General features: G+C 37.9%; 13 protein-coding genes. 11 read left to right on the top strand and 2 right to left on the bottom strand.

The window, feature by feature from the left end; genetic code table 11:
- Positions 1-14: 14 nt before the first annotated feature.
- Positions 15-149, bottom strand: coding sequence for a YqzM family protein (locus MKY90_RS22105; RefSeq protein ID WP_000997609.1), 135 nt, complete (start codon positions 147-149; stop codon positions 15-17).
- A gap of 348 nt (positions 150-497) precedes the next feature.
- Between MKY90_RS22105 and holA the strand changes: the two genes are divergently transcribed.
- Positions 498-1,508 carry a DNA polymerase III subunit delta gene (gene holA, locus MKY90_RS22100; RefSeq protein WP_002034073.1) on the top strand — a complete coding sequence of 337 codons (1,011 nt, stop codon included), beginning with the start codon at positions 498-500 and terminating at the stop codon, positions 1,506-1,508.
- A gap of 84 nt (positions 1,509-1,592) precedes the next feature.
- Here holA and rpsT read toward each other — a convergent pair whose 3' ends face one another.
- A complete protein-coding gene (gene rpsT / locus MKY90_RS22095; protein ID WP_002088694.1) occupies positions 1,593-1,850 on the bottom strand; it encodes a 30S ribosomal protein S20 in 258 nt (85 codons plus the stop codon).
- Positions 1,851-2,030: 180 nt separating this feature from the next.
- On the opposite strand from rpsT, the gene gpr reads away from it, so the two are divergent.
- From gpr to prmA, 10 genes are all read left to right on the top strand, one after another.
- Positions 2,031-3,134, top strand: a complete 1,104-nt coding sequence (gpr, locus tag MKY90_RS22090) for a GPR endopeptidase (protein ID WP_002088693.1) — start codon at positions 2,031-2,033, stop codon at positions 3,132-3,134.
- Positions 3,134-3,496 (top strand): DUF3679 domain-containing protein, encoded by a 363-nt coding sequence (locus MKY90_RS22085; RefSeq protein ID WP_098167993.1) that lies wholly within the window; start codon positions 3,134-3,136, stop codon positions 3,494-3,496. Before gpr ends, MKY90_RS22085 begins: the two co-directional genes overlap by 1 nt.
- Before the next feature lie 208 nt (positions 3,497-3,704).
- Complete coding sequence (lepA, locus tag MKY90_RS22080; RefSeq protein WP_002015204.1) at positions 3,705-5,528, top strand: elongation factor 4; 1,824 nt, start codon at positions 3,705-3,707, stop codon at positions 5,526-5,528.
- 189 nt (positions 5,529-5,717) lie between these two features.
- Positions 5,718-6,092 carry a winged helix-turn-helix transcriptional regulator gene (locus MKY90_RS22075; RefSeq protein ID WP_002015203.1) on the top strand — a complete coding sequence of 125 codons (375 nt, stop codon included), beginning with the start codon at positions 5,718-5,720 and terminating at the stop codon, positions 6,090-6,092.
- A 51-nt stretch (positions 6,093-6,143) separates the two neighbouring features.
- The gene (gene hemW / locus MKY90_RS22070; RefSeq protein ID WP_002015202.1) at positions 6,144-7,283 is read left to right on the top strand and encodes a radical SAM family heme chaperone HemW; all 1,140 of its coding nucleotides are present in this window, start codon (positions 6,144-6,146) and stop codon (positions 7,281-7,283) included.
- 133 nt (positions 7,284-7,416) lie between these two features.
- Complete coding sequence (gene hrcA, locus MKY90_RS22065) at positions 7,417-8,433, top strand: heat-inducible transcriptional repressor HrcA (protein WP_002015201.1); 1,017 nt, start codon at positions 7,417-7,419, stop codon at positions 8,431-8,433.
- Between the two features lie 114 nt (positions 8,434-8,547).
- Positions 8,548-9,114, top strand: coding sequence for a nucleotide exchange factor GrpE (gene grpE, locus MKY90_RS22060; RefSeq protein ID WP_063218887.1), 567 nt, complete (start codon positions 8,548-8,550; stop codon positions 9,112-9,114).
- 26 nt (positions 9,115-9,140) lie between these two features.
- On the top strand, positions 9,141-10,976 hold the full coding sequence (gene dnaK, locus MKY90_RS22055) for a chaperone protein DnaK (RefSeq protein WP_002015198.1): 1,836 nt from the start codon (positions 9,141-9,143) through the stop codon (positions 10,974-10,976).
- A 202-nt stretch (positions 10,977-11,178) separates the two neighbouring features.
- Entirely contained in the window at positions 11,179-12,285 is a 1,107-nt protein-coding gene (gene dnaJ, locus MKY90_RS22050; RefSeq protein WP_002015197.1) for a chaperone protein DnaJ, read from the top strand.
- 28 nt (positions 12,286-12,313) lie between these two features.
- Positions 12,314-13,252 carry a 50S ribosomal protein L11 methyltransferase gene (prmA, locus tag MKY90_RS22045; protein ID WP_002015196.1) on the top strand — a complete coding sequence of 313 codons (939 nt, stop codon included), beginning with the start codon at positions 12,314-12,316 and terminating at the stop codon, positions 13,250-13,252.
- Positions 13,253-13,260: the final 8 nt, after the last annotated feature.

Below are 13,260 nucleotides of genomic sequence, written 5' to 3'. Positions count from 1 at the left end.
TTAAGCAGCAGCCTTTAAGAACCGATGAATTTAATAACAGTTGCAATAATGAAAAGTGTTGCGAAAAAACCAAATGAGACGATAAATCCTACCCCTGAATCAATAGCGTCATTGCGTTTACTTTGAACGTTTTGTTCAAAATCATTCATTTAGAATCCCTCCCCAACATTCCATTTTAGTATAAAATATTGTCAGAAAAAAATCTACAATTTCCATATGAAGTGAAATAGAGTATTTGTATACTTTTTCTAGTTAGTTAAGTAGCGTGAATTTTTCATTTCCAATCATGTTAACAGTTGGCACTTATACTAAGATTATTATTGTAAATAATAAAGGGAAGGTGATTACCGCACACCAATAAGAAATCCGGGGCTTATTGCGTGGCGTTTTATATAAATAAAGGGGCGGGTTATAAAGACCGTCCCTTTGTACTTGTAAAACAAAAGCTAGGGCATTAGTATAAATATATATTGCTAAGTTAGGGAGTAGGAAAAAATATGAGTGATATACATAAGAAGATTAAAAAGAAACAGTTCGCTCCGTTGTATGTACTGTATGGAACGGAAGCTTATTTTATAAATGAAACGATAAAGCTTATTACAACGGAAGCGCTTGAAGAGGAAGATCGAGAGTTTAATGTTGTGACATACGATTTGGAAGAAGCGTATTTAGAAGATGTAGTTGAGGATGCGCATACGCTTCCTTTTTTTGGAGAGCGTAAAGTTATATTAATAAAATCACCACTATTTTTAACGGCACAAAAAGAAAAATTAGAACAAAATATAAAAATTTTAGAAGAATATATTGGGGAGCCATCTCCTTTTTCTATTCTTGTTTTTGTTGCGCCTTATGAAAAATTAGACGAACGAAAAAAAATTACAAAACTATTAAAGAAAACAGCGGATGTAATAGAAGCAAATGCGATGCAAGTGCAGGATGTTCAGAAGTGGATTGTTTCTCGTGCGGATGAGGTGCATGTGCATATTGATAATGCAGCTGTTAGTTTATTGTTAGAGCTTGTGGGAAGTAATGTAACAATGTTGGCGAAGGAAATGGACAAGTTAACGTTATACGTCGGTATGGGCGGAGAAATTACGCCAAAACTTGTCACGGAACTTGTGCCGAAATCTGTTGAGCAAAACGTGTTTGCTTTAACAGAAAAAGTGGTGAAAAAAGATATCGCTGGTGCGATGCAAATTTTAGACGGATTATTTACACAGCAGGAAGAACCGATTAAACTGCTCGCTTTATTAGTAAGTCAGTTCCGCTTGCTGCATCAAGTGAAAGAGTTGCAACAGCGTGGTTACGGACAAAATCAAATCGCGTCCCATATTGGTGTACATCCGTACCGGGTAAAGTTGGCGATGAATCAAACGAAGTTTTTCTCTTTTGAAGAATTAAAAAAAGTTATTATAGAATTGGCGGAAGCTGATTATAGTATGAAGACTGGAAAGATGGATAAGAAACTTGTGCTTGAGTTTTTCTTAATGCGGTTAAATCATATGTAGTGACACAAAAAAGTTCACGTACTTAGTACGTGAACTTTTTTGTGTATATAAAAAACGATCCGAATGGATCGTTTTTTAAACGCCTTACGCGTTTACTTGTTTCGCTAAGCGAGATTTTTGACGAGCTGCAGCGTTTTGGTGGATAAGACCTTTACGAGCTGCTTTGTCAAGTTTTTTAGAAGCAGTTTTGAAAGCTTCTTTAGCATTTTCAAGATCGTTATTAGTAACTAAAGTTTCTACAGTTTTAACAGCAGTACGCATGTCAGACTTGATAGAAGCGTTATGTGAACGACGCTCTTCGCTAAGTTTAGCGCGTTTGATAGCAGATTTGATGTTTGCCATACTTTTCACCTCCCTGGTGCAATCGAATGACTCGATTCTTACATAGAACAAGTGATATTTTATCAAACGGTGAAGAGAATTGCAATAGTATATCAATGAAATTTCACGTAAAGGAAAGAATGACCTAATATAACTTGGGGAAATCTAACGATATTTACTATGAATTACGGAGGAGATACGATGAAAGAACCATTAGATTTAAGTAAATATAGTGTTAGAACTGACCTTGCTGTAGAGGCGCACCAAATGCTACAAGAGCGCCAAGAAGAACAAAAAGGGATACAGGGAGTTATTGTAAAAGAGAGGGAAGAAGAGGGAGTTACAATTACAAAAGTAACTATTGATGAAATTGCATCTGAGTCGATGGGGAAAAAACCTGGAAGTTATTTAACTCTTGAGGTGCAAGGTATACGACAACAAGATACGGAACTTCAGCAAAAGGTAGAGCGTATTTTTGCAAAAGAATTTTCTTATTTCTTAGAAGAGGTTGGAGTTTCAAAAGAAGCGAGTTGTTTAATCGTAGGTCTTGGGAATTGGAATGTAACGCCGGATGCACTCGGACCGATAGTTGTAGAGAACGTATTGGTGACGAGACATTTGTTTAAATTGCAGCCTGAAAGTGTGGAAGAGGGGTTTAGACCTGTTAGTGCCATTCGTCCAGGGGTAATGGGAATTACAGGGATTGAAACGAGCGATGTCATTTACGGAATTATTGAGAAGACAAAACCAGACTTTGTCATCGCAATTGATGCATTAGCTGCGCGTTCTATTGAACGAGTAAATAGTACGATACAAATTTCTGATACAGGAATTCATCCAGGATCTGGTGTTGGGAATAAGCGTAAGGAACTAAGTAAAGAAACATTAGGTATTCCTGTTATCGCAATTGGTGTGCCAACTGTGGTAGATGCTGTTTCGATTACGAGTGATACAATTGATTTTATTTTGAAACATTTTGGCCGGGAACTGAAAGAAGGAAACAAACCGTCACGCTCTTTATTGCCAGCAGGTTTTACATTTGGAGAAAAGAAAAAATTAACAGAAGAAGATATGCCAGATGAAAAGAGTCGAAATATGTTTTTAGGAGCTATTGGTACGTTAGAAGAAGAAGAAAAGAGAAAGTTAATTTATGAAGTGTTATCTCCTCTTGGTCATAATTTAATGGTAACTCCAAAAGAAGTAGATGCGTTTATTGAGGATATGGCAAATGTAATAGCCAGTGGTTTAAATGCAGCGCTGCATCATCAGATTGATCAGGATAATACAGGGGCATATACACATTGATGGAAAGAGGCAGAAATAGCTTGAGTCAATTTACGCTGTTATGTATATGCGGTACAGTCTTATGTTTGCTTTTGATGATAGCTGGAGTGGGACTCGCTAATCATGGTCTAAAAAGTATGAAGGGATATCGTCAGCTGTCATATGAACAAATTGCTCATATGACAGGAACAGAAGGCACTGGGGCTGAACCCGGAATTTCGGGAGAGACGTTTTCGGCTATTGAAAAACAAAAACAGTTAGAAAGCTTAAGAAGTTTTAATGTTGTAGAAGGTATCGGTATGGCGATAGCAAGTGTTGCTCGTGATATGACAAAGTTTGGAACGGATATAGTTGTTGGGGCAATAAAAGGGATTTTTAGTTAAGGGTAGCGGGAAGGATGGTTGTCTTATGTTTGTAAGAGAGCTGTCTTTTAATTTGAAAAAGGTTTGTCTCTTATGGTTTGTTCGCATAAGATATAGATAGAGTGATTTGTATTGTAAGCAGCACGAGTTTTCATTGAATCTTTGCTGCTCTATTGATATAATCAGTGCTAGTGTATATTGGCGAGACTATTAGGAGTTGAGAACATAGATGAATAAAGAAGAAAGAGCAAAAAGACAGTCCAAAATTCGTAACTTCTCCATCATTGCTCACATTGACCACGGGAAATCAACGTTGGCAGACCGTATTTTGGAGAAAACAAACGCGTTGGCACAGCGCGAAATGAAGGCGCAATTGCTTGACTCTATGGAGTTGGAGCGTGAGCGTGGTATTACAATTAAATTAAATGCAGTACAACTAACGTATAAAGCGAAAGACGGTGAAGAGTATATTCTTCACTTAATCGATACTCCAGGACACGTCGACTTTACGTACGAAGTATCTCGTAGTTTAGCGGCTTGTGAAGGTGCAATTCTTGTAGTGGATGCAGCGCAAGGAATTGAGGCGCAAACATTAGCGAACGTATATTTAGCGCTTGATAATAATTTAGAAATTTTACCAGTTATTAATAAAATCGACTTACCAAGTGCAGACCCAGAACGCGTACGTCAAGAGGTAGAAGATGTAATTGGTTTAGATGCATCGGAAGCTGTACTTGCTTCAGCGAAAGCTGGCATTGGTATTGAAGAAATTTTAGAACAAATCGTTGAAAAGGTACCAGCTCCAACAGGTGATTCAGAAGAGCCGTTACAATGTATGATTTTCGATTCTTTATATGATCCGTACCGTGGTGTAATTGCATATATCCGTGTTGTAAATGGAACGGTAAAAGTTGGCGATAAAGTACGTATGATGGCAACTGGAAAAGAATTTGAAGTAACAGAAGTAGGTGTGTTTACACCGAAAACGACGCAACGTGACGAGTTAACAGTAGGTGATGTAGGTTTCTTGGCAGCATCTATTAAAAATGTAGGTGATACACGCGTAGGTGATACGATCACACATGCGAAACGTCCGGCTGCAGAGCCGTTAAAAGGGTATCGAAAATTAAACCCAATGGTATTCTGTGGTTTATATCCAATCGATTCTGCACGTTATAACGACTTACGTGATGCGTTAGAAAAACTAGAATTGAATGATTCTGCTCTTGAATTTGAGCCTGAAACATCTCAAGCTTTAGGTTTTGGTTTCCGTTGTGGTTTCTTAGGGCTTCTTCACATGGAGATTATTCAAGAACGTATTGAACGTGAATTCAAGATTGACTTAATTACAACAGCGCCAAGTGTTATTTATAAAGTGTATTTAACAAACGGTGAAGATTTTATTGTTGATAATCCATCTAATATGCCAGATCCACAGACTATCGATCGTGTAGAAGAGCCGTTTGTGAAGGCTGCAATTATGGTTCCGAATGACTATGTTGGAGCTGTAATGGAAATTTGCCAAGGGAAACGTGGAACGTTTATTGATATGCAATATTTAGATGAAACACGTGTTACATTGACATATGAAATCCCGTTATCAGAAATCGTATATGATTTCTTCGATCAATTGAAATCAAATACGAAAGGATATGCATCATTTGACTACGAGTTAATTGGTTATAAACCATCTAAACTTGTGAAAATGGATATTCTTTTAAATAATGAACAAGTGGATGCTTTATCATTTATTGTACATCGTGATTCAGCGTATGACCGTGGTAAAGTAATTGTAGAGAAATTAAAGAAATTAATTCCAAGACAACAGTTTGAAGTGCCAATTCAGGCGACTATCGGAAATAAAGTTGTATCTCGTTCTACAATTAAGGCGATGCGTAAAAACGTACTTGCAAAATGTTACGGTGGTGACATTTCTCGTAAGCGTAAACTTCTTGATAAGCAAAAAGAAGGTAAAAAACGTATGAAGTCTGTTGGTTCTGTAGAAGTGCCGCAAGAAGCATTCATGGCTGTACTGAAAATGGATGATAACTAATGGAGTGAACTATAATTAGTGGGGATTTTTCTATTCTTCGCTAATTATTAGCCCGCACCAATCGTGATAAAAGTAGAAGCCGTTCGTTCGGCTTCTTTTTTATATGCTACTTTTTAGACATCTTAGCATCTCTCATTTACAATAGTGAGAGAGCTTTTTAGTGATTGATATAGAGTTAGGAGACTATTAATGTCCGAAAATATTCGAAAAGATATTCGAGAGAAAATACAAAAAGGTAATTTTAATTGCGAAAAGGAACTGACGCTTTCTATAATTAGTGGGAAGTGGAAAGTTGTGATATTGTGGCACTTAGGTGTGGAAGGTCCGCATCGTTTTAGTGAATTGCAACGTCTGTTCCCGAGCATTTCTCATAAAGTGTTGTCAAATCAATTGAAAGAGTTAATGGAGGACGGGATTGTTGATCGAACGGTATACCCGGAAATTCCTCCGCGTGTTGAGTACTATATGACGGAATTAGGTATGTCGCTTTTACCGATCGTTGAAATGATGTATGATTGGGGAAAAATGCGAATGGAACAAATCCGTAATACAGTAGAGAAGTAAAGAATCCTCCGGAGTGCGGAGGTTTTCTTTTTAGAAAGGTAGGAGTTATATTTGGTACAAGCTGCATATATTCATATTCCATTTTGTCAGCATATTTGTCACTATTGTGATTTTAATAAAGTATTTATTGAACGCCAACCGGTTGATCAATACTTACAATATTTAGAGAAAGAAATAATAAATACGGTTCAAAAAGTACCGTTTGAAAGTATGAAAACGATTTTTGTTGGCGGAGGAACTCCGACAGCTTTAAATATGGAGCAAACAAAAAAACTACTCGACATCATTAACCGTCGTTTGCGTCCATTTGCGCCGAATTGTGAATTAACATTTGAAGCGAATCCAGGTGATTTACCGAAAGAGAAGTTGAACGTATTGCTAGAAGGTGGAGTAAACCGAATTAGTTTTGGTGTGCAAACGTTTCGTGATGAGCTACTTGAGAAGATTGGACGCAGGCATACGAGAGAAGATGCATTCGTAGCAATTCGAGAAGCGCAGGAAGTCGGTTTTACAAATATTAATGTAGATTTAATTTATGCTCTGCCAGGACAGACGATAGAAGATGTAAAGGAAACATTAGACATTGCCTTTACGCTTGGTGTACAACATTTCTCGGCATATTCCTTAATTGTGGAACCGAAAACTGTATTTTATAACTTAATGAATAAAGGGAAATTAAGACTACCAGGTGAAGATCATGAAGCGAAAATGTACGAAATGGTAATGGATGAAATGGAGAAACATGGTTATAACCAGTATGAGATTAGTAACTTCTCAAAAGGTAATAATGAAAGTAGACACAATCTCACATACTGGAATAATGAAGAGTATTATGGATTTGGAGCTGGAGCGCATAGCTATGTGAACGGGGAACGAATTCAAAATGTAGGTCCGCTCAAGCAATATTTCACTAAAATTGATGAGACAGGATTTCCATATTTAGATGTTCACCCAGTGACAGAGAAAGAAAAAATGGAAGAAGAGTTGTTCTTAGGACTTCGAAAAACAAAAGGTGTTTCTAAGTTAGAATTCCAAAAGAAATTTAATGTGGAGATGGACCATGTTTTTGCAAAGCAGTTACAAAGTAATCAAGAACAAGGATTACTTGAAAACAGAGATGGACATGTTTGTTTAACGAGGAAAGGGAAACTATTAGGGAATGAAGTATTCCAGTCATTTTTGATTGATTAATTAAATGTGCCATAAGCGCGAAAAATTTTTGTTATTTCGTGACGTTTCCGTTGACAATTGAATGTCAATTTTGGTAAGTTATTAATAGATTTAGCACTCGAAGACAAAGAGTGCTAACAGAGGTGATGATGAGATGCTTACGGAACGTCAGCTCTTAATTTTACAAACAATTGTTGATGACTTTATTGGATCAGCGCAACCAGTTGGTTCGAGGACGTTGGCTAAGAAAGATGAAATTACGTTTAGTTCAGCTACTATTCGAAATGAAATGGCTGATTTAGAAGAACTAGGATTTATTGAAAAAACGCATAGTTCTTCTGGGCGTGTTCCTTCTGAAAAAGGATACCGATTTTATGTAGACCATCTTTTAGCGCCGCAAAACTTACCGACCGATGAAATTGTACAAATTAAAGATTTATTTGCTGAAAGAATTTTTGAAGCAGAAAAAATTGCACAACAATCAGCTCAAATTTTATCAGAGCTTACGAATTATACGGCCATTGTTCTTGGTCCCAAATTGAGCACAAATAAACTTAAAAATGTACAAATCGTACCGCTTGATCGTCAAACAGCAGTCGCTATTATTGTAACAGATACAGGGCATGTGCAAAGTAAAACGATTACCGTTCCGGAATCTGTTGATTTATCAGATTTAGAAAAAATGGTTAATATTTTAAATGAAAAGCTATCTGGTATACCTATGGCAGAACTTCATAATAAAATCTTTAAAGAGATTGTTACAGTCTTGCGTGGGTATGTTCATAATTACGATAGTGCAATAAAAATGTTAGATGGTACATTTCAAGTCCCTTTATCGGAAAAGATATACTTTGGAGGAAAAGCAAATATGCTTTCGCAACCAGAGTTCCATGACATTCACAAAGTAAGATCTTTGCTGACGATGATTGATAATGAGGCTGCGTTTTATGACATTTTGCGTCATAAACAAGTCGGAATTCAAGTGAAAATTGGTAGAGAAAATTCTTCTACGGCAATGGAGGATTGCAGTTTGATTTCTGCAACGTATTCGATTGGAGAAGAGCAACTTGGAACAATTGCAATTTTAGGTCCGACGAGAATGCAATACTCTCGTGTAATTAGTTTACTGCAGTTATTTACAAGACAATTTACAGACGGACTTAAAAAGTAAATGAGAGTAATACATTCGCTCAAGTGATGAAATTTTCATTGCTGTGTGTAATATATAATGCTTAGGTAATCATGCTAAGCATGATACCTAATACCTTTTAAGGAGGTGAAAATTGTGGAAGAGCGTAACGAACAAGTGGTAGAAGAAGTGAAAGAAGCGCAAGTTGAAGAAGCTGTCACGCCAGAAAACAGTGAAAAAACTGTAGAAGAAAAAAGTGAGGCTGCTCTTTTACAAGAAAAAGTAGATGAGTTACAAGCGAAACTAACGGAAACGGAAGGTCGCACATTACGTCTACAAGCTGATTTTGAAAATTATAAGCGCCGTGTCCAAATGGATAAACAGGCTGCTGATAAATATAGAGCACAAAGTCTAGTTTCAGATATTTTGCCAGCTCTTGATAATTTTGAAAGAGCGATGCAAGTGGAAGCGACTGACGAGCAAACGCAATCCTTGTTACAAGGTATGGAAATGGTGCATCGTCAATTGCTAGAAGCGTTGACTAAGGAAGGTGTTGAAGTGATTGAAGCTGTTGGTAAACAGTTTGATCCGAATGAACACCAAGCTATTATGCAAGTGGAAGACAGTGAATTTGAATCAAACGCGGTAGTTGAAGAATTCCAAAAAGGTTATAAACTAAAAGACCGTGTGATTCGCCCATCAATGGTAAAAGTAAATCAATAATTTACATAAAAGTAGGAGGATTCGCCATGAGTAAAATTATCGGTATTGACTTAGGTACAACAAACTCTTGTGTAGCTGTTATGGAAGGTGGAGAACCAAAGGTTATCCCAAATCCAGAAGGAAATCGTACAACACCTTCTGTTGTAGCTTTCAAAAATGAAGAGCGTCAAGTTGGGGAAGTTGCGAAGCGTCAAGCAATTACAAACCCAAATACAATCATGTCTGTTAAACGTCATATGGGTACAGACTACAAAGTAGAAGTTGAAGGTAAAGATTTTACACCTCAAGAAATTTCTGCAATCATTTTACAAAACTTAAAAGCTTCTGCTGAAGCATACTTAGGTGAAACAGTAACGAAAGCTGTTATTACAGTACCTGCATACTTCAACGATGCAGAGCGTCAAGCAACGAAAGATGCTGGTCGTATCGCTGGTTTAGAAGTTGAGCGTATCATTAACGAACCAACAGCCGCAGCACTTGCTTACGGTTTAGAAAAACAAGATGAAGAGCAAAAAATCTTAGTATATGACTTAGGTGGCGGTACATTTGACGTATCTATCCTTGAGTTAGCAGATGGCACATTCGAAGTTATTTCAACTGCTGGTGACAACCGTCTTGGTGGAGATGACTTTGACCAAGTTATCATCGATCATTTAGTAGCTGAATTCAAAAAAGAAAATAGCATTGATTTAAGCCAAGATAAAATGGCACTTCAACGTCTGAAAGATGCAGCTGAAAAAGCGAAGAAAGATCTTTCTGGTGTAACACAAACACAAATTTCATTACCATTCATTAGTGCTGGAGCTGCTGGCCCATTACACTTAGAATTAACGTTAACAAGAGCTAAATTCGAAGAAATTTCAGCTGGTCTTGTTGAAAGAACATTAGAGCCAACTCGTCGTGCATTAAAAGACGCTGGTTTTGCTCCAAGCGAATTAGATAAAGTTATCCTTGTTGGTGGATCTACTCGTATCCCAGCTGTACAAGAAGCAATTAAACGTGAAACTGGTAAAGAGCCATACAAAGGTGTAAACCCAGATGAAGTTGTAGCATTAGGTGCTGCAGTTCAAGGTGGCGTACTTACTGGTGATGTAGAGGGCGTTCTATTATTAGACGTAACTCCACTTTCTTTAGGTATCGAAACTATGGGCGGTGTGTTCACGAAACTAATCGAGCGTAACACTACAATTCCGACAAGTAAGTCACAAGTATTCTCAACAGCTGCTGATAACCAACCAGCGGTAGACATTCACGTACTACAAGGTGAGCGTCCAATGTCAGCTGACAACAAAACGTTAGGTCGTTTCCAATTAACAGACCTTCCGCCAGCACCACGTGGAATTCCACAAATCGAAGTAACATTCGATATTGATGCGAACGGTATCGTTAACGTACGTGCAAAAGACTTAGGTACAAGCAAAGAGCAAACTATTACAATCCAATCTTCTTCAGGTCTTTCTGATGAAGAAGTAGATCGTATGGTACAAGAAGCTGAATCAAATGCTGATGCTGACCAAAAACGTAAGGAAGAAGTTGAACTTCGTAACGAAGCTGACCAACTTGTATTCCAAACAGACAAAGTTGTAAAAGATTTAGAAGGTAAAGTAGATGCAGCTGAAGTAGCGAAAGCAACGGAAGCGAAAGAAGCATTACAAGCGGCAATCGAGAAAAACGAACTTGAAGAAATCCGTGTGAAAAAAGATGCTCTTCAAGAAATCGTACAACAATTAACTGTTAAATTATACGAGCAAGCTCAAGCGGCTGCAGGGCAAGCAGAAGGTGCACAAGGAGCACAAGACGCTGGCGCGAAAAAAGATAATGTAGTAGACGCTGAGTTTGAAGAAGTAAAAGAAGACAAGTAATACAGTGAAATAAAATAAGTAAGATGACAAAAAGTCAAAGTCAAGCGTGCCTTGGCTTTGGCTTTTTTCACGAATAAGAAGAAATGTGTGAGGATCTTAAGTTTTTTATTTTGCATACTGTAAGTGAGGAAACTTTGTTGCAAAGCACTTTCTTTCGGTGTTAAAATTACGTTTATGTGAAAGATTCGGGGGTTGTAAATTTATGAATAAACGAGACTATTATGAGGTCCTTGGACTTAGCCAGGGCGCTTCAAAAGATGAAATTAAAAAAGCGTATCGTCGTTTGGCTAAAAAATATCATCCAGACGTAAGTAAAGAAGAAAATGCAATTGAAAAGTTTAAAGAAGTACAAGAAGCATACGAAGTATTAAGTGACGATCAAAAACGCGCGCAGTATGATCAATTTGGTCACGCTGGTCCGAATCAAGGTTTCGGTGGCGGAGGAGACTTCGGCGGTGGCTTCGGTTTCGAAGATATCTTTAGTTCATTCTTTGGCGGTGGCGGCGGAAGACGTCGTGATCCAAATGCTCCACGTCAAGGTGCTGATTTACAATATCAAGTTACTTTAGAGTTTGAAGAAGCTATTTTTGGTAAAGAATTAAACGTTGAGATTCCAGTGGAGGATCCATGTGATACTTGTAAGGGTAGTGGAGCGAAACCAGGGACTTCAAAAGAAACATGTAAACATTGTTCAGGATCAGGGCAAGTAAGTGTAGAACAAAATACACCATTTGGGCGTATTGTAAACCGTCAAGCTTGTGGACATTGTTCAGGAACAGGTCAAATGATTAAAGAGAAATGTACGACATGCCATGGTTCTGGTAAAGTTCGTAAACGTAAAAAAATCAATGTTAAAATTCCAGCGGGTATCGATAATGGTCAACAAATTCGTGTATCTGGAAAAGGTGAAGCAGGCGTAAATGGCGGACCGGCAGGTGACTTATATGTTGTTGTTCATGTGAGAAATCATGAATTCTTTGAACGCGAAGGGGATCACATTATTTGCGAAATGCCAATAACATTTGCGCAAATGGCACTTGGTGCGGAAGTAGAAGTTCCTACCGTTCATGGCAAAGTGAAGCTGAAAATTCCAGCAGGAACACAAACAGGAACAGAATTCCGCTTAAAAGGAAAAGGTGCTCCGAACGTACGTGGATATGGTCAAGGAGATCAATATGTAGTCGTTCGTGTTGTTGTGCCGACGAAATTAACTTCACATCAAAAAGATTTATTGCGTGAATTTGCAGGGCAAGAAGAGCAGGATGATAGCTTATTCAGAAAGCTTAAACGTGCTTTTAAAGGGGAATAATGGAAATAAAAAATGGAGTTGGTAAATTGTGAAATGGTCAGAAATTAGTATTCATACAACAGAAGAAGCAGTAGAAGCTGTCTCTCATATTTTGCATGAAGCAGGCGCTAGCGGGGTTGCGATTGAGGACCCAGCGGAGTTGACGAAAGAGCGCAAGCAACAATACGGTGAGATTTATGCACTTAACCCAGATGAATATCCAAGTGAGGGTGTTTTGGTAAAAGCATATTTCCCACAAACGGATTCTTTACACGAAACGGTTGCAGGTGTAAAATCATCTATTGATGCACTACCATCTTTCGACATCGAAATTGGTAAAGGAACTATTACAATTAATGAAGTCGATGAGGAAGATTGGGCTACTGCTTGGAAGAAGTATTATCATCCAGTTCAAATTTCTGATACATTCACAATTGTGCCGACGTGGGAAGAGTATACACCGTCTTCTCCAGATGAAAAAATTATTGAATTAGATCCAGGTATGGCGTTTGGTACAGGGACACATCCAACAACGACGATGTGTATTCGTGCGTTAGAAAAAACGGTTCAGCCAGGTGATACTGTGATTGATGTGGGGACAGGTTCGGGGGTACTTAGTATTGCTGCGGCAAAATTAGGTGCGGCTTCTGTTCAAGCGTATGATTTAGACCCAGTTGCAGTTGAAAGTGCAGAAATGAATGTGCGCTTAAATAAAACAGATGACATTGTCAATGTTGGACAGAATAGTCTATTAGAAGGTATTGAAGGTCCGGTTGATTTAATCGTAGCAAATTTACTAGCGGAAATTATTCTTCTATTCCCTGAAGATGCAGCGAGAGTTGTGAAGCCAGGTGGATTATTTATTACATCTGGTATTATTGGGGCGAAAGAAAAAATAATTTCTAAAGCGTTAGAAACAGCTGGATTTTCAATTGAAGAAGTACTTCGAATGGAAGATTGGGTAGCAATTATTGCACGAAATGCGTAATATAGATT

It is taken from the genome of Bacillus sp. FSL P2-0099, from assembly GCF_038007445.1.
In the GTDB taxonomy this organism is placed as follows: domain Bacteria; phylum Bacillota; class Bacilli; order Bacillales; family Bacillaceae_G; genus Bacillus_A; species Bacillus_A mycoides.
The sequence above is the reverse complement of the archived record's forward strand: the minus strand, read 5'-3'. Positions and strand labels throughout refer to the sequence as shown.

Bases quoted from the DNA above. Each gene is read 5' to 3' on its own strand.
- MKY90_RS22105 (WP_000997609.1), bottom strand. From the start codon at position 149: ATGAATGATTTTGAACAAAACGTTCAAAGTAAACGCAATGACGCTATT.
- holA (WP_002034073.1), top strand. From the start codon at position 498: ATGAGTGATATACATAAGAAGATTAAAAAGAAACAGTTCGCTCCGTTG.
- rpsT (WP_002088694.1), bottom strand. From the start codon at position 1,850: ATGGCAAACATCAAATCTGCTATCAAACGCGCTAAACTTAGCGAAGAG.
- gpr (WP_002088693.1), top strand. From the start codon at position 2,031: ATGAAAGAACCATTAGATTTAAGTAAATATAGTGTTAGAACTGACCTT.
- MKY90_RS22085 (WP_098167993.1), top strand. From the start codon at position 3,134: ATGGAAAGAGGCAGAAATAGCTTGAGTCAATTTACGCTGTTATGTATA.
- lepA (WP_002015204.1), top strand. From the start codon at position 3,705: ATGAATAAAGAAGAAAGAGCAAAAAGACAGTCCAAAATTCGTAACTTC.
- MKY90_RS22075 (WP_002015203.1), top strand. From the start codon at position 5,718: ATGTCCGAAAATATTCGAAAAGATATTCGAGAGAAAATACAAAAAGGT.
- hrcA (WP_002015201.1), top strand. From the start codon at position 7,417: ATGCTTACGGAACGTCAGCTCTTAATTTTACAAACAATTGTTGATGAC.
- dnaK (WP_002015198.1), top strand. From the start codon at position 9,141: ATGAGTAAAATTATCGGTATTGACTTAGGTACAACAAACTCTTGTGTA.
- dnaJ (WP_002015197.1), top strand. From the start codon at position 11,179: ATGAATAAACGAGACTATTATGAGGTCCTTGGACTTAGCCAGGGCGCT.